The organism is Klebsiella sp. F11 (assembly GCF_056712265.1).
This window is the reverse complement of record NZ_CM160060.1, coordinates 4,300,178-4,317,636: the sequence shown is the minus strand read 5'-3', so window position 1 is coordinate 4,317,636 and position 17,459 is coordinate 4,300,178. Positions and strand designations below refer to the sequence as shown.

At 57.3% G+C, this 17,459-nt stretch carries 18 protein-coding genes and 1 other annotated feature; of the genes, 10 read left to right on the top strand and 8 right to left on the bottom strand.

The window, feature by feature from the left end; genetic code table 11:
• Positions 1 to 30: 30 nt before the first annotated feature.
• Positions 31 to 1,482: a MocR-like pyridoxine biosynthesis transcription factor PdxR gene (gene pdxR / locus AC1M2H_RS21260; RefSeq protein WP_480148952.1), complete on the top strand. Its 1,452-nt coding sequence runs from the start codon at positions 31 to 33 to the stop codon at positions 1,480 to 1,482.
• On the opposite strand, the gene AC1M2H_RS21255 is transcribed toward pdxR, so the two are convergent.
• The gene (locus AC1M2H_RS21255; RefSeq protein WP_426812848.1) at positions 1,460 to 1,927 is read right to left on the bottom strand and encodes a YlaC family protein; all 468 of its coding nucleotides are present in this window, start codon (positions 1,925 to 1,927) and stop codon (positions 1,460 to 1,462) included. The two genes, pdxR and AC1M2H_RS21255, sit on opposite strands and share 23 nt — an antisense overlap.
• Here AC1M2H_RS21255 and AC1M2H_RS21250 point away from each other — a divergent pair.
• Positions 1,917 to 2,039, top strand: a complete 123-nt coding sequence (locus tag AC1M2H_RS21250) for a hypothetical protein (RefSeq protein ID WP_426815533.1) — start codon at positions 1,917 to 1,919, stop codon at positions 2,037 to 2,039. The genes AC1M2H_RS21255 and AC1M2H_RS21250 overlap by 11 nt on opposite strands.
• Here AC1M2H_RS21250 and maa read toward each other — a convergent pair.
• The 3 genes from maa to tomB form a co-directional block, all read right to left on the bottom strand.
• Positions 2,026 to 2,592, bottom strand: a complete 567-nt coding sequence (gene maa, locus AC1M2H_RS21245) for a maltose O-acetyltransferase (protein WP_480148951.1) — start codon at positions 2,590 to 2,592, stop codon at positions 2,026 to 2,028. The two genes, AC1M2H_RS21250 and maa, sit on opposite strands and share 14 nt — an antisense overlap.
• Before the next feature lie 150 nt (positions 2,593 to 2,742).
• Complete coding sequence (locus AC1M2H_RS21240) at positions 2,743 to 2,961, bottom strand: HHA domain-containing protein (RefSeq protein WP_041144355.1); 219 nt, start codon at positions 2,959 to 2,961, stop codon at positions 2,743 to 2,745.
• A gap of 26 nt (positions 2,962 to 2,987) precedes the next feature.
• The gene (gene tomB / locus AC1M2H_RS21235) at positions 2,988 to 3,362 is read right to left on the bottom strand and encodes an Hha toxicity modulator TomB (RefSeq protein WP_041144356.1); all 375 of its coding nucleotides are present in this window, start codon (positions 3,360 to 3,362) and stop codon (positions 2,988 to 2,990) included.
• A 221-nt stretch (positions 3,363 to 3,583) separates the two neighbouring features.
• Between tomB and AC1M2H_RS21230 the strand changes: the two genes are divergently transcribed.
• A complete protein-coding gene (locus tag AC1M2H_RS21230) occupies positions 3,584 to 3,712 on the top strand; it encodes a hypothetical protein (RefSeq protein WP_480148950.1) in 129 nt (42 codons plus the stop codon).
• A gap of 124 nt (positions 3,713 to 3,836) precedes the next feature.
• Here AC1M2H_RS21230 and acrB read toward each other — a convergent pair whose 3' ends face one another.
• A complete protein-coding gene (acrB, locus tag AC1M2H_RS21225) occupies positions 3,837 to 6,983 on the bottom strand; it encodes a multidrug efflux RND transporter permease subunit AcrB (RefSeq protein ID WP_480148949.1) in 3,147 nt (1,048 codons plus the stop codon).
• 34 nt (positions 6,984 to 7,017) lie between these two features.
• On the bottom strand, positions 7,018 to 8,199 hold the full coding sequence (gene acrA, locus AC1M2H_RS21220; RefSeq protein ID WP_480148948.1) for a multidrug efflux RND transporter periplasmic adaptor subunit AcrA: 1,182 nt from the start codon (positions 8,197 to 8,199) through the stop codon (positions 7,018 to 7,020).
• A 142-nt stretch (positions 8,200 to 8,341) separates the two neighbouring features.
• Between acrA and acrR the strand changes: the two genes are divergently transcribed.
• Together acrR and mscK are read left to right on the top strand one after the other, a co-directional pair.
• Positions 8,342 to 8,992 (top strand): multidrug efflux transporter transcriptional repressor AcrR, encoded by a 651-nt coding sequence (gene acrR, locus AC1M2H_RS21215; protein WP_480148947.1) that lies wholly within the window; start codon positions 8,342 to 8,344, stop codon positions 8,990 to 8,992.
• A gap of 142 nt (positions 8,993 to 9,134) precedes the next feature.
• The gene (gene mscK / locus AC1M2H_RS21210; protein WP_480148946.1) at positions 9,135 to 12,479 is read left to right on the top strand and encodes a mechanosensitive channel MscK; all 3,345 of its coding nucleotides are present in this window, start codon (positions 9,135 to 9,137) and stop codon (positions 12,477 to 12,479) included.
• A 39-nt stretch (positions 12,480 to 12,518) separates the two neighbouring features.
• Here mscK and rsmS read toward each other — a convergent pair whose 3' ends face one another.
• Entirely contained in the window at positions 12,519 to 12,692 is a 174-nt protein-coding gene (gene rsmS / locus AC1M2H_RS21205) for a pleiotropic regulatory protein RsmS (RefSeq protein ID WP_480148945.1), read from the bottom strand.
• A gap of 14 nt (positions 12,693 to 12,706) precedes the next feature.
• Positions 12,707 to 13,234, bottom strand: a complete 528-nt coding sequence (gene priC, locus AC1M2H_RS21200; protein WP_480148944.1) for a primosomal replication protein N'' — start codon at positions 13,232 to 13,234, stop codon at positions 12,707 to 12,709.
• 69 nt (positions 13,235 to 13,303) lie between these two features.
• On the opposite strand from priC, the gene AC1M2H_RS21195 reads away from it, so the two are divergent.
• The 5 genes from AC1M2H_RS21195 to recR all read left to right on the top strand — a co-directional run bounded on the left by AC1M2H_RS21195 (position 13,304) and on the right by recR (position 17,375).
• Positions 13,304 to 13,681, top strand: a complete 378-nt coding sequence (locus AC1M2H_RS21195) for a DUF454 family protein (RefSeq protein WP_480148943.1) — start codon at positions 13,304 to 13,306, stop codon at positions 13,679 to 13,681.
• 150 nt (positions 13,682 to 13,831) lie between these two features.
• Positions 13,832 to 14,383, top strand: coding sequence for an adenine phosphoribosyltransferase (gene apt, locus AC1M2H_RS21190; RefSeq protein ID WP_480148942.1), 552 nt, complete (start codon positions 13,832 to 13,834; stop codon positions 14,381 to 14,383).
• 92 nt (positions 14,384 to 14,475) lie between these two features.
• The gene (gene dnaX, locus AC1M2H_RS21185; protein ID WP_480148941.1) at positions 14,476 to 16,380 is read left to right on the top strand and encodes a DNA polymerase III subunit gamma/tau; all 1,905 of its coding nucleotides are present in this window, start codon (positions 14,476 to 14,478) and stop codon (positions 16,378 to 16,380) included.
• Positions 15,713 to 15,777, top strand: a sequence feature (DnaX frameshifting element). Its footprint overlaps the gene before it by 65 nt.
• A gap of 57 nt (positions 16,381 to 16,437) precedes the next feature.
• The gene (locus tag AC1M2H_RS21180) at positions 16,438 to 16,770 is read left to right on the top strand and encodes a YbaB/EbfC family nucleoid-associated protein (protein WP_176917575.1); all 333 of its coding nucleotides are present in this window, start codon (positions 16,438 to 16,440) and stop codon (positions 16,768 to 16,770) included.
• Positions 16,770 to 17,375, top strand: coding sequence for a recombination mediator RecR (gene recR, locus AC1M2H_RS21175; RefSeq protein ID WP_480148940.1), 606 nt, complete (start codon positions 16,770 to 16,772; stop codon positions 17,373 to 17,375). Before AC1M2H_RS21180 ends, recR begins: the two co-directional genes overlap by 1 nt.
• The last annotated feature ends 84 nt before the right edge of the window (positions 17,376 to 17,459 follow it).

Below are 17,459 nucleotides of genomic sequence, written 5' to 3'. Positions count from 1 at the left end.
TATATTTTCATGGTGCCACGAGGAGCCGCAATGAATATCCCTGACCACGCCTTTTTCACTTTACTGGAACATGCCCTGCGCGACAGGGGCGATGAGACGCTGCAGCGGACGCTGTACCACGCCCTGCGCGGCGCTATTTTGCAGGGGACTCTGGCAGGAGGCAGCCGTCTGCCGGGTTCACGCGCAATCGCTACGTGGCTCAATCTCTCGCGCAATACGATTAACGCGGCGCTGGAACAGCTGGCGATGGAAGGTTATTTGCTACGCAGCCGCCAGGGGACGCACGTCGCGGCGCTCAAGTCTTCGCCGGAGAGCGAGGTCGCGATACCCGCGATTGCTTTGCCGGAAGGTTTGCTGGCGCTTCCGGCGGGCACCCGGCGCGATTCGCCGGCGCTGGCCTTCACTCCCGGTACGCCGGCGATTAACTACTTCCCTCTCTCCATCTGGCGACGCCTGCTCGATCGCGTCCTGCGCGAGGAGGGCAGCGCGCTGCTGGGCTATGGCGATGCGGCGGGGGATCTGGCGCTGCGGCAGGCTATCGTTCGCCATCTGGCGCTGTCGCGCGGTATTCGCTGCGATGCCCGGCAGATTGTTATTACCGAAGGCGCGCTTGAGGGGGTCAATCTATGTACCCACCTGCTGAGCGTGGCCGGCGATACCGCCTGGGTGGAGGAGCCGGGATATTTAGGCGCAAAAAGCGTGTTTCTCAAGGCCGGGCTGCGGGTGAAGGGGATGGCGGTCGATAGCGAAGGAATGCGTCCGGAGGTTGACGAGGGCGAAACGCCGAGGCTGATTTTCACTTCGCCTTCGCACCAGTATCCGTGCGGAGCGGTGATGAGCGCCGGGCGACGCCTGGCGCTTCTGGAGTATGCGCGCCAGCATAATGCCTGGATCGTGGAAGATGATTACGATAGCGAGTTTCGCTACAGCGGTGAGCCGATCCCGGCGATGCTGGGAATGGTAAAAGACGCGCCGGTAGTCTATCTCGGTACGTTCAGTAAAACGCTGTTTCCGGCGCTGCGCATTGGTTTTGTCGTCATGCCGCCGGCGCTGGCCGCTGTGGCGCAGGGCGCGATTGGCGCGCTGCTGCGGGGCGGCCATCGCGCTGAACAGCGGGCGCTGGCGCTCTTTATCGAAGAGGGCCACTATGCCCGTCATCTGGGCGCAATGCGCCGTTTGTATCGAAAGCGCCGGCTGCAGTTGCGCGAAGCCCTGGCCAGGGAGCTGACTCTGCCTTGCGATATCCTCGGCGGCGAGGGTGGGCTGCATCTGACGGTTGCGATTGAGGGTATTGATGATGCGGCGGTGGTTGAGCAGGCCCGCCGCTATCAGCAGGCCCCGGCGGCATTAAGCCGCTTCTATCTCGATGCACGGCGCGCGCGAAGCGGGCTGGTGCTGGGATATGGCAATACGTCCGCCTCGCATTTTGTTCCTGCGCTGCGGACGTTAAATCGTCTTATCAGGCAGTGCCGACGCGGGTAAGGCTAAAGACATCGTAGAACGACAGCTCGCCTTTGGTCGCAATCATTTTTTGCAGCTGCGTTTTCTGCTCGCCCGCGACGCGCGGCGACTGCAGGATCTTCTCGATCAGTTGAGGCGGTACGAAGCGGGTGTTGTACCATTCACCGTTGTAGCAGACGCGAAAGTCGAGGACGTCGATATCTTCGTAGCGATAGCGTGGATAGACGTCAAAGAAAAAGAAGCCGTTCAGCAGGGCAAACAGCACCACCAGCAGCCATACCGAATCCACCAGCGTCTCTGAAGTGAACATGACGACGAAGGTCGCAGCAAAAGCGGCGTACATCGCGACGAACAGCCACGGATGATTGCGAATAAAACTTATGCTGAAGCGCGGGCGGTTGTCGCGCTTCTCTTTCACATTGAGCTCATCAATAGTGTTGGTCAGCAGTTGCTGTATTTCTGTCATTTTGTCCCCAAATTCTGCTAAGGCCCAGCCTGAAGGCTATTTTAGGTTGCGGGAATCAGATGGAAAAGTAACAGATCAGTTGCGGAAAAGCATAACAGTTACTCTTTTTTAGCTTCCAGCATCCGGATGATTTGCGCGGGATTGCCGCCAACGACCGCATTCGGCGGCACATCTTTTACCACCACGGCCCCGGAGGCAATAACGGCGTTGTCGCCGATCGTCACGCCGGGGTTAATCACCGCGCGGCCGCCAATCCAGACGTTATTACCGATAGTGACCGGCTTGCCGTACTCTCTACCGCTATTGCGCTCGGTCGCATCGAGAGGGTGAGTGGCGGTATAGATATGTACGCCGGGCGCCAACATGCAGTTATCGCCGATCCGTATCGGGCAGACGTCGAGCATGACGCAGTCAAAATTAGCGTAGAAATTACTGCCGAGAAAAATATTGTAACCATAATCACAGCGGAAGGTTGGCTCAATCCAGGCATCGCCCGCCTGACCAAATAATGCGGTCAGACAGTTTTTGCGTAGCTGACGTTCGTCCGGCGCCGAATGGTTGTAACGATGCAGCTCCTGCCTGGCATGCAGGCGGTCCGCGCGTAGCGTCGCGTCTCCGGGCTGATACAGCTCTCCGGCGATCATCTTAAGCTTCTCTTCACTCATGGGGCTTTCCTTAAATTACGGGGTGGGCCACAGTATAAAAAAGAAACCGGTTTCAGATGCGCCGCATGGCTATTTATGCGAGTAATATCACAAATGTAGCCATAGTGAGGGGAGAGGGCCGATTACCGCCTGGCAGTTACCTGAAGTGAATTAGCGAATGAATTTCCATACCGAGGTAGGGATTTTGTCGTACAGCTTATTCATGGTCAATTCAGCAAGACGATGATCGGCCGCTGAGTAAAATACAGCCAGTTCGTTGTCCGGAAGTTCGTATTTATTTTTTTCAATTACGCGTTCCAGCGTATCAATTGTCTGACAGCGGCGTAAGCGCATCAAATAGTCCGTTTTGGTTAATGGTTCACCAGACATAAATTCACCTTTAAATTGTAATAATACTAACAAGAAAGACTGGCCGGATTTTCCCGGCTGGCGTTAACAAAACAACGGAATAACCGATTTCCCGATTTACGCCATTTCTGCAGATCTACGCTGTTAATGCCGTAGCTGCTAAACAACATGAAAGTGTCATCCAGATATTCATCAAGCTGAGCAATCAGTTTATTATCCTCAGCGTACTTAATTTTATAATTAAGTGCGAAGGTCGCAATGTGATCGATCAATTCATTAAGCTGAAGATTGACAGCCGACGTTGGGTCATTAACCCACCCGTGGTTGCTTTCTTCCAGGTTTGCAAGGCAATCATGATACAGGGTTTCGCAGAGAAATCGAAGCTGTGCGATATCATGTCTTTTTGGCGAGTATTCGTCCATAACACATCCCCTTTTGCGTGGTTTAAACGACGACTAACAAGCACCGTTATGGGATGAACACGACTAACAGACCTGGCACATACATTGTAATCCTGTTGATTTAACTATAATCCACTCTTAAACAGATTTCACCGTGCTATTACGAAAAATTACAATTATCAGCCTTAATTTATCTTAAAGCAGCGGACTCTATTATACCGCAACAAATCAAGGTGATGACTATGGTAAAGCACACCTTATGGATCATTGGGTTAGCAGGATATTTTGTTATGCGCCCGCCAGCAGCCACGGGTAATGCTGATATTGAGAATATTCTGAGTGAGGCCGAAGGGTTAAACCGTGAAGAATAATCTGCTAAAAATAGGCTACCTTACTTCTTCGCTGATTATATAGCAGAACATCCGCTAAACAATCGCATTGTGTGCGTTTTCATCGATAAAAAAAGGGCCGCAAATGCGGCCCTGATCTCTGAGATTAATGATGCCCGGTCGGATGACTGTGCTCAATATCTTCCGTTTTTTTGCTGAAACGGCGACGCACGACCACGAAGAATACCGGCACAAAGAAGATTGCCAGAACCGTCGCGGTGACCATCCCGCCCATTACGCCGGTACCTACGGCGTTCTGCGCGCCGGAGCCTGCGCCGGAGCTGATAACCAGCGGCATAACCCCGAGGATAAAGGCCAGCGAGGTCATCAGGATGGGACGCAGACGCATACGTACCGCCTCCAGCGTCGCTTCAATCAGACCTTTGCCTTCTTTATCCATCAGGTCTTTGGCGAATTCGACGATAAGTATCGCGTTCTTCGCCGACAGGCCGATGGTGGTCAGAAGACCCACCTGGAAGTAAACGTCGTTAGTCAGCCCGCGGAAGGTGGCGGCCAGCAGCGCGCCGATAACCCCGAGTGGTACCACCAGCATAACCGAGAACGGAATCGACCAGCTTTCATACAGCGCAGCCAGACAGAGGAATACCACAATCAGCGAGATGGCGTAAAGCGCCGGAGCCTGGTTACCGGACAGACGTTCCTGATAGGACATGCCGGTCCAGTCATAGCCAACGCCAGCCGGCAGCTTGCCCGCCAGTTCTTCCATCAGGTTCATGGCTTCACCGGTACTTCTACCCGGCGTCGCCTGGCCGAGGATTTCCATCGACGGCAGACCGTTATAGCGTTCCAGACGCGGCGAGCCGTACTCCCAGTGCGACGTTGAGAAGGCCGAGAACGGCACCATCTGCCCGTCGCTGCCGCGAACGTACCAGTTGCCAATGTCTTCCGGCAGCATGCGGTATTTCGCTTCGGACATCACGTACACTTTCTTCACGCGACCGCGGTCGATAAAGTCGTTGACGTAGCTACCGCCCCAGGCTGCACCCAGCGTGGTATTGATGTCGCTGATGGATACGCCCAGCGCCTGCGCTTTCTCCTGATCGATATCAACCTTGAACTGCGGCGTATCTTCCAGGCCGTTCGGACGCACGCCGACCAGCAGGTCAGGGTGCTTCGCAATTTCACCAAACAGCTGGTTACGCGCCTGGGTCAGCTTTTCGTGACCTAAGCCGCCCTGGTCGATCAGCTGGAAGTCAAAGCCGGTTGCGGTACCCAGCTCGACGATGGCCGGCAGGTTAAAGGCGAAGACCATCGCATCTTTAATCTGCGAGAAACGCGCCATCGCACGGCCGGTAATCGCTTCAACCTTGTTCTCGCTGCCCGGACGTTCGCTCCAGTCTTTCAGAGAGACGAACGCAATACCGGTGTTCTGGCCACGACCCGCGAAGCCAAAGCCGTTAACCGCGAACACGGATTCAACGTTGGCTTTCTCTTTTGTGAGGTAGTAGTCCGTCATCTCATCCAGCACTTTCTGCGTACGTTCCTGGCTGGCGCCAGCGGGCAACTGAGCCATGCTGAGGAATACGCCCTGGTCTTCATCCGGCAGGAACGAGCTCGGCAGACGAACGAACAGGAATGCCATCCCGACGACGATGATCAGATACAGCACCAGATAACGACCGGTACTGCGCAGGATGTTGCCTACGCTATCGGTGTAGTGGTGGGTGCTCTTATCGAACATGCGGTTAAACCAGCCAAAGAAGCCTTTATGCTCGCCGTGACCGCCTTTAGCGATAGGTTTCAGCATCGTGGCGCACAGCGCCGGCGTCAGGATCAATGCAACCAGTACCGATAGCGCCATCGCCGAAACGATAGTGATGGAGAACTGACGATAAATTGCCCCGGTTGAGCCGCCGAAGAAGGCCATCGGGATGAATACCGCCGACAGCACCATCGCGATACCGACCAGCGCGCCCTGAATCTGGCCCATGGATTTACGGGTTGCTTCCTTCGGCGGAAGCCCCTCCTCGGCCATGACGCGCTCGACGTTTTCTACCACCACGATGGCGTCATCCACCAACAGGCCTATCGCCAGCACCATACCAAACATGGTTAAGGTGTTTATCGAGAAGCCAAAGACGGCGAGGATGGCGAATGTCCCTAAGAGGACCACCGGAACCGCGATGGTTGGAATCAGCGTGGCGCGGAAGTTCTGCAGGAACAGGTACATGACCAGGAAGACCAGAATAATAGCTTCAGCCAGCGTTTTAACCACTTCATGAATGGAGATTTTCACGAACGGCGTGGTGTCATACGGGTAAACAATCTTCAGGCCTGACGGGAAGTACGGCTCCATTTTCGCCAGCTCGGCGCGAATGGCGTTTGCGGTATCCAGCGCGTTAGCACCGGTCGCCAGCTTGATACCGAGGCCGGAAGCCGGCTGGTTGTTATACTTGGCGATGATGTCGTAGTTTTCGCCGCCGAGCTCCACTTTTGCCACATCGCGCAGGCGAACCTGCGAACCGTCCTGGTTCACTTTCAGCAGGATGTTGCTAAATTCGTCCGCGGATTTCAGACGCGTTTGCGCAATGATCGAGGCGTTCAGCTGCTGGCCTTTCACCGGCGGCGTACCGCCTAGCTGACCGGCCGCAACCTGGGCGTTCTGCGCTTTAATGGCGCTAATGACATCCACCGGCGTCAGCTGGAAGTTGTTCAGCTTGTTCGGATCCATCCAGATACGCATCGCGTACTGGGAGCCGAACAGCTGAACGTCGCCCACCCCTGACGTACGGCTGATCGCATCTTTCATGTTGGCGCCAACGTAGTCGGAAATATCCTCCTGCGTCATAGTGCCGTTGGTGTTGATAACGCCGACAACCATCAGGAAGCTGCTGGAGGATTTCTCCACGCTCACGCCCTGTTGCTGTACTTCCTGCGGCAGCAGCGGCATAGCGAGCTGCAGTTTGTTCTGCACCTGCACCTGCGCGATATCCGCGTCGGTACCGGACTGGAAGGTCAGCGTGATCTGAACCGTACCGGTTGAATCACTGTTGGAGGACATATACATCAGGTTATCGATACCGTTCATGTTCTGTTCGATAACCTGGGTGACGGTATCCTGCACCGTTTTCGCATCAGCACCGGGGTAGGTCGCGGAGATCGTCACTGCCGGCGGCGCAATCGTTGGGTATTGCGCGACGGGCAGCTTCAGGATCGCAAGTCCCCCAGCTAGCATGATTATTATGGCGATCACCCATGCGAATATGGGGCGATCGATAAAGAAATTAGGCATGTCTTAACGGCTCCTGTTTAAGTTAAGACCTGGTTTACTCTGACTGAGCTTTGCTTGCGGCTTGCTGCTTATCATCAGAGGCTACTTCCTGCGCTTTCACCTGCTCGCCTGGTTTTACTTTTTGCAGTCCGGCGACGATGACGCGATCGCCCGATTTCACCCCGCTGGTGACCAGCCATTTGTCGCCAATCGCCTGGGTGGCGGTAACCTGACGAACTTCGACCTTATCGCCTTCGCCCACTACCATGACGCTGGCATCACCGCGCGGAGTGCGAGTAACGCCCTGCTGCGGAACCAGCAGCGCGTCAGGATTGGTGCCTTCTTCCAGACGCGCGCGGACGAACATACCTGGCAGAAGGGAGCTGTCCGGGTTCGGGAATATAGCGCGCAAAGTGATAGAACCGGTGGTCTGATCGACGGTCACGTCGGAAAACTCCAGCGTGCCGCCCTGCGGATACTTCAGACCATCGCTGGTGACCAGTTCGACCTTGGCTTTGCCGTTTTCCTGTTTCAGCGTACCGTTTGCCAGCTCCTGTTTCAGACGCAGGAAATCGTTGCTTGACTGGGTAACGTCAACATAGATCGGATCCAGCTGCTGAACGGTTGCCAGCGCGGTGGTTTGCCCGTTCTGCACCAGCGCACCTTCCGTCACCGCCGATTTACCAATACGCCCGCTGATAGGCGAAGTCACTTTGGTGTAGGCCAGGTTAATACGCGCGGTTTCGACGGCAGCTTTTGCCGCTACGACGGCAGCATTGTTCTGCTGAGCGTCGGCAACCGCGGTGTCGTAGTCCTGCTGACTGATGTATTTGGTGCCTAACAGTTTCTGGTAGCGTTTGACCGTCAGCTGGGAGATGTTTGCCGCCGCCTGCGCTTTGGCTAAGTCGCCTTTCGCGCTTTCATAGCTGGCCTGATAGGTAGCTGGATCGATTTGATAAAGGGACACACCTGCCTGGATATCGCTACCTTCAGTGAAGTTACGTTTCAGAATAATGCCACTCACCTGAGGGCGAACTTCTGCAACGCGGTATGCGCTGGTGCGGCCAGGCAGCTCGGTGGTGATTTGTAGCGGTGCGGATTTGAGCGTCACAATGCCGACTTCCGGCATTTGCTGGGCCCCTTGTTGAGCCGGTTTGTCGTCACATCCTGTTAGCGCTAAGCTGCCTGAGAGCATCAGAACGACCGCCAGAGGCGTTAACCCTCTGTTTTTGTTCATATGTAAACCTCGAGTGTCCAATTTCAAATTGTTCAGTGGCTCAAACGACCACAAACCCACTACTGTGTTTCTATTATGGTCATGCTATGGTACATACATTCATAAATGTATGTAAACGCAACCTCTGTAAACTCATCGACCTATGGCACGAAAAACCAAACAACAGGCACTTGAAACCCGGCAACACATTCTGGACGTTGCTCTGCGTTTGTTTTCGCAGCAAGGCGTATCATCTACCTCGTTGGCAGCAATTGCAAAAGCTGCAGGGGTGACGAGGGGGGCTATCTACTGGCATTTCAAGAATAAATCAGATTTATTTAATGAAATATGGGTGCTCTCGGAGGCCAGTATTAGTGACCTCGAAGTTGAGTATCGGGCAAAATTCCCCAACGATCCACTGTCAGTTGTCCGTGAGATCTTAGTCTATATTCTTGAAGCCACGGTGACAGAAGAGCGTCGTCGGCTGATGATGGAAATCATCTTCCATAAATGCGAGTTTGTTGGCGAGATGACGGTGGTTCAGGAGGCGCAGCGCAGCCTGTGTCTCGAAAGCTACGATCGTATTGAACACACCCTTAACGAATGTATTGCGGCGAAGATGCTGCCGGCCAATTTACTAACCCGGCGGGCGGCGATTTTAATGCGCAGCTACCTTTCCGGCCTGATGGAAAACTGGCTATTTGCGCCGGATTCTTTCGATCTGCAAAAAGACGCGCGCGAATTTGTCGAGACGCTGCTGGAAATGTATCAGTTTTGCCCTTCGCTGCGGGCGCCAGCCGAGGCCGCGCTCTGACGCTGAGCCCACATTTCCGCCCTTAAGCAGCGCGAAAAAATGCCGCTATCCGCCGCTATTCGCGCGCGGGTAGAAGTGCTATTCTGCGCGCTGCGACGACCCCCGGTATTCTCCGGCTTTTGCAATCATTCATGTTAATACTATGCTGCATACTATCCGTTGGCGAAACGCCATTTCCGCTTTTGTAATTGTACTGATATTTTTCGTCGGCAGCCTCGGCGCGACCCGGGCCTTCGCGGCGGATTTGCCCGATCGCTCTGAAGTGCAGAGCCAGCTCAATACGCTGAATAAACAGAAAGATCTCTCTCCTCTGGATAAGCTTATTCAGCAGGACCTGACGCAAACTCTCGAAACGCTCGATAAAATTGAACGCATCAAGACGGAGGCAACCCAGCTGCGTCAGCAGGTCGATCAGGCTCCGGCGAAAATGCGCCAGGCGGTCGATGGCCTGAACGCGCTCGGCGATGCGCCTGACGACGAGGCCACGCGTAAAACGCTGGGTTCGCTGTCGCTTCGTCAGCTGGAAGCTCGCGTCACCCAAACCCTTGATGAATTGCAAAATGCCCAGAACGACCTGGCGACGTACAACAGCCAGCTGGTCTCTTTGCAAACCCAGCCGGAACGCGTGCAGAACGCGATGTATTCGGCGTCCCAGCAGCTGCAGCAGCTCCGTAACCGGCTGAACGGCACCTCGGTGGGAGACGAATCCCTGCGCCCAACCCAGCAGGGGCTGCTGCTGGCGCAACAGGCGCTGCTGAACGCGCAGATCGATCAGCAGCGTAAAAGTCTGGAAGGTAACACCGTCCTGCAGGACACCCTGCAGAAGCAGCGGGATTACGTCAGCGCTAACAGCAACCGCCTGGAGCATCAGCTGCAGCTGCTGCAGGAAGCCGTTAACAGCAAGCGGCTGACGCTGACGGAAAAAACCGCCCAGGAAGCGGTGACGCCCGATGAAACCGCACGCATTCAGGCCAATCCGCTGGTGCAGCAGGAGCTGGAGATTAACCACCAGCTTAGCCAGAGGCTGATCTCGGCGACTGAAAACGGCAACCAGCTGGTGCAGCGCAATATTAAAGTCAAAAACTGGCTCGATCGCGCGCTGCAGTCGGAACGCGATATCAAAGAACAGATTTCGGTCCTGAAGGGCAGCCTGCTGCTGTCGCGTATCCTTTACCAGCAGCAGCAGACGCTGCCGTCTGCCGACGAGCTGGAGGATATGACCAACCGCATCGCCGACCTGCGCCTCGAACAATTTGAGGTAAACCAGCAGCGCGACGCCCTGTTCCAGAGCGATGCCTACGTCGCAAAACTGGAAGAGGGGCACAGCAGCGACGTGAATCCGGAAGTGCACGACGCCCTGCTGGACGTCGTGGATATGCGCCGCGAGCTGCTCGATCAGTTCAACAAGCAGCTGGGTAATCAGCTGATGATGGCGATTAACCTGCAGATTAACCAGCAGCAGCTGATGAGCGTCTCCAGCGCCCTGAAGGCCATCCTGACGCAGCAAATTTTCTGGGTTAACAGCAACAAGCCCATGGACTGGGAGTGGATAAAAGCGTTCCCCGAAGCGCTGAAAGGGCAGTTTAAGGCGATGAAAATCACCGTAAACTGGGAGAAGGCCTGGCCCGCGGTGTTCGTGGCCTTCCTCGCCGGCCTGCCGCTGCTGCTGATCGCCGGCCTTATCCGCTGGCGCCTGCAGTGGCTGCGCAGCTACCAGGCAAAGCTGGCGTCGCAGGTCGGCCAGCTGCGCAATGATACCCAGCTGCATACGCCAAAAGCGATTTTCATCGATCTGATCCGAGCTCTGCCGGTGGTGCTGTTGATTCTCGCCGTCGGCCTGATTCTGCTGACCATGCAGCTCAATATCAGCGATCTGCTGTGGGCGTACAGCAAGAAGCTGGCGTTGTTCTGGCTGGTGTTTGGCCTGTGCTGGAAGGTTCTGGAAAAAGACGGCGTGGCGGTGAGCCACTTTAATATGCCGCCGCAGCTGACCAGCCACTGGCGGCGACAGATTGTCCGTGTCAGCCTGGCGCTGCTGCCGCTGAATCTGTGGTCGGTTATCTCCGAGCTCTCTCCGCTGCGTCTGATGGATGACGTGCTGGGGCAGTTCGTTATCTTTATCAACCTGCTGCTGATCGCCGTGCTGATGTGGCCGATGTGCCGCGAAAGCTGGCGCGATAAGGAGTCGCACGGCCTGCGCCTGGTGACCGTCACCGTGCTGTCGATTGTCCCCATCGCGCTGATGGCGCTGACGGCGACCGGCTACTTCTATACCACGCTGCGCCTGGCCGGCCGCTGGATTGAAACCGTCTATCTGGTGATGCTGTGGAACCTGCTCTACCAGACCGTGCTGCGCGGCCTGAGCGTGGCGGCCCGCCGTATCGCCTGGCGCCGCGCGCTGGCCCGTCGCCAGCACCTGGTGAAAGAGGGCGCCGAGGGCGCCGAGCCGCAGGAGGAGCCGACGATTGCCCTGGAGCAGGTCAACCAGCAAACGCTGCGTATCACCATGCTGGTGATGATCGCCCTGTTCGGCATCCTGTTCTGGGCCATTTGGTCGGATTTGATCACCGTATTCGCCTACCTCGATAGCATCACCCTGTGGCACTACAACGGCACCGAAGCGGGCGTCAGCGTGGTCAAAAGCGTCACCATGGGCAGCCTGCTGTTTGCGATAGTCGCCTCGATGGTGGCCTGGGCGCTCATCCGCAACCTGCCGGGTCTGCTGGAGGTGCTGATTCTTTCAAGGCTCAACATGCGCCAGGGGACGTCGTATGCGATAACCTCGATTCTGAACTACGCCATTATCGCCGTTGGCGCGATGACGGTGTTCGGCTCGCTGGGCGTGTCGTGGGACAAACTGCAGTGGCTGGCGGCCGCGCTGTCGGTGGGTCTCGGCTTTGGCCTGCAGGAAATTTTCGGTAACTTCGTCTCCGGCCTGATTATCCTCTTTGAACGTCCGGTACGCATCGGCGATACGGTCACCATCGGGACCTTCTCCGGCACCGTCAGCAAGATCCGCATCCGCGCTACCACGATCACCGATTTCGATCGCAAAGAGGTGATCATTCCGAACAAAGCGTTCGTGACGGAGCGTCTGATCAACTGGTCGCTGTCTGATACCGTTACCCGCGTCGTCATCCGCCTCGGCGTGGCGTACGGCTCGGATCTGGATAAGGTGAAGGAGGTCCTGCTGCAGGCCGCGCATGAGCATCCGAAGGTGATGCCTGAACCTGCGCCGTCGGTATTCTTCACCACCTTTGGCGCCAGCACGCTGGATCACGAACTGCGTCTCTACGTTCGCGAACTGCGCGATCGCAGCTACACGGTGGACGAGCTGAACCGCACCATCGATCGTCTGTGCCGCGAGAACAATATCAACATCGCCTTCAACCAGCTGGAAGTACATCTGCGTAATGAAAAGGGTGATGAAGTCACGGAGCTGAAGCGTGAAGTGAAAGGGGTCGATCCTTCCCCGATGCTCGGCTAACGGCACCTCGGGGCGGCGGATTTGCCGCCCCGTAGCCCGCTATTGTTCCTCGTCCTGCGCCGATTCCGAGGCGTTCTTTAGCTTGTTTTCATAATCACGGCGAATGATTTCCAGCGCGCCGAGTACCGTTTGCGCGGAGACCTGGTTTTCTTCGAGCAGCATGATTAAATCGACGGCCAGTTTGACTTCATCCGGGGCGTTTTCTAGCGACATTCTCATTCCTTCTGTTAGCGCGTCATACGTGCCAGCACGCTTTCTATTTTTTCCAGCGCATCGCGGCAGCGGGCCAGCCGTCCGGCACAGGCATCAACCTCTTTCGCCAGGCGCTGCTGTTCATCCAGCGTCGTTGCCTGCAGCCACTGCCGCTGGCGGTCGTTGCGCATAGCCAGCAGGCGGCGTTCATACTCCTGGTGCTTCAGCCGACGCCGCTGCCAGCGACCCAGCCCGGATGACGCGCTGTCCCAGCTGCGCAGCGGCCAGGTCGCCGTCTCGCGGCTGATTGCGGCAATTTGCGCGCTCAGGCGTTCTGCCAGCCAGACAACCTGCGGCAGCTGCTGGTGCGCAACGGTCTGCTGTAATTTGGCAAAATTGTCCCGGGCTTCATCCAGGTAGGCCTGCATTAGCGTGCTGCGAGTACGGAACAGCTGGCGATCGAAGCGGGCGCTCAGCGTCGCATGGTTGGCCAGCGGCGCAACCTCCGCGGCCAGCCGGGCAAGCTGCTCTTCCAGCGAGTGTAAAAGCCGGGTTGTTTTCAAATAACTCCTCCCTGGTCTGATAAGCAACTGTGCTACAGTAGCCACATCTGCTTGATAACGATTCGCATTATGCCACGTATTATTTTAATCATTATTGGCTGGCTGGCGGTAGTACTGGGAACGCTGGGCGTGTTCCTGCCTTTATTGCCGACAACGCCGTTTATTTTGCTGGCGGCCTGGTGCTTTGCCCGCTCGTCGCCGCGTTTTCATCACTGGCTGCTGTATCGCTCGTGGTTTGGCGGCTACCTGCGCCACTGGCAGCAGTATCGCGCCATGCCGCCCGGCGCCAAGCCGCGGGCGATAGCGATGATCGTACTGACCTTTGCCATTTCCCTGTGGCTGGTTAAGCTTACGTGGGTACGTATTATGCTGCTGGTGATTCTGGCCTGCCTGCTGCTATTTATGTGGCGTATTCCGGTGGTTGATGCAAAGCAACAAAAGCGCTGATGCGCCATAATGCCTGTTGCAATTGTCGCTGACAGCCAGTAAATTCGAGCGTTTTCGAGCGCGGATACGCCTGGTCAAAGGTTAAACAAATGTTTCCCTGGCCCGTTTGGCGCGTCCGTGAGTAACACCGTTTTGATCAGGCATAAACCTATGACCGCAACTGCACAGCAGCTTGAATATCTGAAGAACAGCATCCAAAGCATTCAGGACTATCCGAAACCGGGTATTCTTTTCCGTGATGTCACCAGCCTGCTGGAAGATCCGCAGGCCTATGCCCTGAGCATCGAGCTGCTGACCGAGCGTTACAAAAATGCCGGCATCACCAAGGTGGTGGGCACCGAAGCGCGCGGTTTCCTGTTCGGCGCACCGGTTGCGCTGGCGCTGGGGGTGGGCTTCGTTCCGGTACGTAAACCGGGCAAGCTGCCGCGCGAAACTATCTCCGAGAGCTATGAGCTCGAGTACGGCACCGACAGCCTGGAGATCCACGTTGACGCCATCAAAGCAGGCGATAAGGTGCTGGTGGTTGACGATCTGCTGGCGACCGGCGGCACTATCGATGCGACCGTCAAGCTGATCCGCCGTCTGGGCGGTGAGGTGCAGGATGCCGCTTTTGTCATCAATCTGTTCGATCTGGGCGGCGAGCAGCGTCTGGATAAGCTGGGCATCAGCAGCTATAGCCTGGTTCCGTTCCCGGGTCACTAAGCATTTCCCGATACATGGCCTCGCCGATCCGGCGGGGCTGTGATAGCATGGCCCCTTCGTGATTTCACCTTCCAGCGTTTCAGAGCCAGCCCATGAGTTATCAGGTCTTAGCCCGTAAATGGCGCCCACAAACCTTTGCTGACGTCGTCGGCCAGGAACATGTGCTGACCGCACTGGCGAACGGCTTGTCGTTAGGGCGCATCCATCACGCTTATCTCTTTTCCGGCACCCGCGGAGTAGGTAAAACCTCCATTGCGCGCCTGCTGGCAAAAGGATTGAACTGTGAAACCGGCATTACCGCCACGCCGTGCGGCGTGTGCGACAACTGCCGTGAAATAGAGCAGGGGCGCTTCGTCGATTTGATCGAGATCGATGCCGCCTCGCGGACGAAAGTCGAAGATACCCGCGATCTGCTGGACAACGTTCAGTACGCGCCGGCCCGCGGCCGCTTCAAAGTCTACCTGATCGATGAAGTCCACATGCTGTCGCGCCACAGCTTCAACGCGTTGTTAAAAACGCTGGAGGAGCCGCCCGCGCACGTCAAATTCCTGCTGGCCACCACCGATCCGCAAAAGCTGCCGGTGACGATCCTGTCGCGCTGCCTTCAGTTCCATCTCAAGGCGCTGGACGTCGAGCAGATTCGCCATCAGCTTGAGCATATCCTCGGCGAAGAGCAGATAGCCTTTGAACCCCGCGCGCTGCAGCTGCTGTCGCGTGCGGCGGACGGCAGCCTGCGTGATGCCCTGAGCCTCACCGATCAGGCCATTGCCAGCGGCGACGGTCGCCTGACTACGGAGTCGGTCAGCGCGATGCTCGGCACTCTGGATGATGATCAGGCGCTCTCTTTAATTGAGGCGCTGGTGGCGGCAGACGGCGAGCGGGTGATGGCCGGCGTTAACGAGGCCGCGTCGCGCGGCGTTGAGTGGGAGGCGCTGCTGGTCGAGATGCAGAGCCTGCTGCACCGCATCGCGATGGTACAGCTGTCGCCGTCGGCGCTCGGCGCCGAAATGGCCACGATAGAGCAGCGGATGCGCGAGCTTGCGCGCACCGTGCCGCCTGCCGATGTACAGCTATACTATCAGACGCTGCTGATTGGCCGTAAAGAGCTGCCCTATGCCCCCGACCGGCGCATGGGCGTCGAGATGACCCTGCTGCGCGCGCTCGCTTTCCATCCGCATAAGCCGCTGCCCGAGCCGGAGGTTCGGCCGGTGCCGGCGATAGCCGCCGCGCCGACGCAGGCCGCGGCGCCGGCGCCGGTTCAGCCGCCGCCGCCGAATTTGCCGCAGAACACCAGTCAGGTTCTGGCGGCGCGCAGCCAGCTGCAGCGTAATCAGGGAGCACCCAGCCCAAAAAAGAGTGAGCCGGCAGCCGCATCCCGCGCGCGGCCGGTGAATAACTCTGCGCTGGAGCGTCTGAGTTCGATTACCGAGCGCGTGCAGGCACGTCCTGCTGCAGCGGCGCTGGAGCAGGCCCCGGCCAGGAAAGAAGCCTATCGCTGGAAATCGACGACTATCGTCGAAACGGTGAAGGAAGAAGTCGCCACGCCGAAGGCGCTGAAGAAAGCGCTGGAGCATGAGAAAACCCCGGAGCTGGCGGCAAAACTCGCCGTTGAGGCGGTCGAGCGCGATAGCTGGGCGGCGGAAGTGAACCAGCTTGCGGTGCCGAAACTGGTTGAACAGGTGGCGCTCAACGCGTGGAAAGAGCAGGACGGCAGTCGTATCTGCCTACATCTGCGTCCGAGCCAGCGGCACCTCAACTCCGCGGGCGCGCAGCAAAAGCTGGCGGAGGCGCTCGGCGTTTTATACGGCGCAGCGGTTGAACTGACCATCGTGGAAGACGATAATCCCGCGATGCGCACGCCGCTGGAGTGGCGGCAGGCAATTTATGAAGAGAAGCTCACGCAGGCGCGTGAAGCGATTATTGCGGATAACAACATTCAGACGCTGCGCCGGTTCTTCGATGCAGACCTGGATGAAGAGAGTATTCGCCCCATTTGATGACAAGTTCGACTTGCCATCATCATCCTTAACGATGACCTACTGAGAGAGAAGCCTATGTTTGGTGGTAAAGGCGGCCTGGGTAACCTGATGAAGCAGGCCCAGCAGATGCAGGACAAAATGCAGAAAATGCAGGAAGAGATCGCGCAGCTGGAAGTGACCGGTGAATCCGGCGCGGGGCTGGTTAAGGTCACCATCAACGGCGCGCACAACTGCCGTCGCGTGGAGATCGATCCAAGCCTGCTGGAAGATGACAAAGAGATGCTGGAAGACCTCGTTGCTGCGGCCTTCAACGATGCGGCGCGCCGCATTGAAGAGACCCAGAAAGAGAAGATGGCCTCCGTCTCTTCCGGTATGCAGCTGCCGCCTGGCTTTAAGATGCCGTTCTGATGCAAACCAGCCCGCTGTTAACTCAGCTTATGGAAGCGCTGCGCTGCCTGCCGGGCGTTGGCCCGAAGTCGGCGCAGCGCATGGCGTTTACGCTACTTCAGCGCGATCGCAGCGGCGGGATGCGCCTGGCGCAGGCATTAACGCGCGCGATGTCGGAAATCGGCCACTGCGCCGATTGCCGCACCTTCACCGAGCAGGAGGTGTGCAATATTTGCAGCAATCCGCGCCGCCGGGAGAACGGGCAGATCTGCGTGGTGGAGAGTCCAGCGGACATCTACGCTATTGAGCAGACCGGGCAGTTTTCCGGCCGCTACTTCGTTCTGATGGGCCATCTGTCGCCGCTTGACGGCATCGGTCCGGATGACATCGGGCTTGACCGCCTGGAGCAGCGGCTGCGTGACGAATCGATGCAGGAAGTGATCCTCGCCACCAACCCCACGGTGGAAGGCGAAGCGACCGCCAACTACATTGCCGAACTCTGCGCGCAGTACGGCGTAGAGGCCAGCCGCATCGCCCACGGCGTGCCGGTCGGCGGCGAGCTGGAGATGGTTGACGGCACCACGCTGTCGCACTCCCTTGCCGGACGGCATAAGATTCGGCTGTAGCCCGACCTTCGGGCTGCGCGCGCAGCCCGAATTATTCAGCGTCCGCGCATTTTTCGCGGCCGTTGCTTGAAAAATTTTCCTCCC

Bases quoted from the DNA above. Each gene is read 5' to 3' on its own strand.
- rsmS (WP_480148945.1), bottom strand. From the start codon at position 12,692: ATGTCGCTAGAAAACGCCCCGGATGAAGTCAAACTGGCCGTCGATTTA.
- apt (WP_480148942.1), top strand. From the start codon at position 13,832: ATGACCGCAACTGCACAGCAGCTTGAATATCTGAAGAACAGCATCCAA.
- dnaX (WP_480148941.1), top strand. From the start codon at position 14,476: ATGAGTTATCAGGTCTTAGCCCGTAAATGGCGCCCACAAACCTTTGCT.
- AC1M2H_RS21195 (WP_480148943.1), top strand. From the start codon at position 13,304: ATGCCACGTATTATTTTAATCATTATTGGCTGGCTGGCGGTAGTACTG.
- mscK (WP_480148946.1), top strand. From the start codon at position 9,135: ATGCTGCATACTATCCGTTGGCGAAACGCCATTTCCGCTTTTGTAATT.
- AC1M2H_RS21240 (WP_041144355.1), bottom strand. From the start codon at position 2,961: ATGTCTGGTGAACCATTAACCAAAACGGACTATTTGATGCGCTTACGC.
- recR (WP_480148940.1), top strand. From the start codon at position 16,770: ATGCAAACCAGCCCGCTGTTAACTCAGCTTATGGAAGCGCTGCGCTGC.
- AC1M2H_RS21230 (WP_480148950.1), top strand. From the start codon at position 3,584: ATGGTAAAGCACACCTTATGGATCATTGGGTTAGCAGGATATTTTGTT.
- AC1M2H_RS21255 (WP_426812848.1), bottom strand. From the start codon at position 1,927: ATGACAGAAATACAGCAACTGCTGACCAACACTATTGATGAGCTCAAT.
- pdxR (WP_480148952.1), top strand. From the start codon at position 31: ATGAATATCCCTGACCACGCCTTTTTCACTTTACTGGAACATGCCCTG.
- acrR (WP_480148947.1), top strand. From the start codon at position 8,342: ATGGCACGAAAAACCAAACAACAGGCACTTGAAACCCGGCAACACATT.
- AC1M2H_RS21180 (WP_176917575.1), top strand. From the start codon at position 16,438: ATGTTTGGTGGTAAAGGCGGCCTGGGTAACCTGATGAAGCAGGCCCAG.
- maa (WP_480148951.1), bottom strand. From the start codon at position 2,592: ATGAGTGAAGAGAAGCTTAAGATGATCGCCGGAGAGCTGTATCAGCCC.
- acrA (WP_480148948.1), bottom strand. From the start codon at position 8,199: ATGAACAAAAACAGAGGGTTAACGCCTCTGGCGGTCGTTCTGATGCTC.
- tomB (WP_041144356.1), bottom strand. From the start codon at position 3,362: ATGGACGAATACTCGCCAAAAAGACATGATATCGCACAGCTTCGATTT.
- acrB (WP_480148949.1), bottom strand. From the start codon at position 6,983: ATGCCTAATTTCTTTATCGATCGCCCCATATTCGCATGGGTGATCGCC.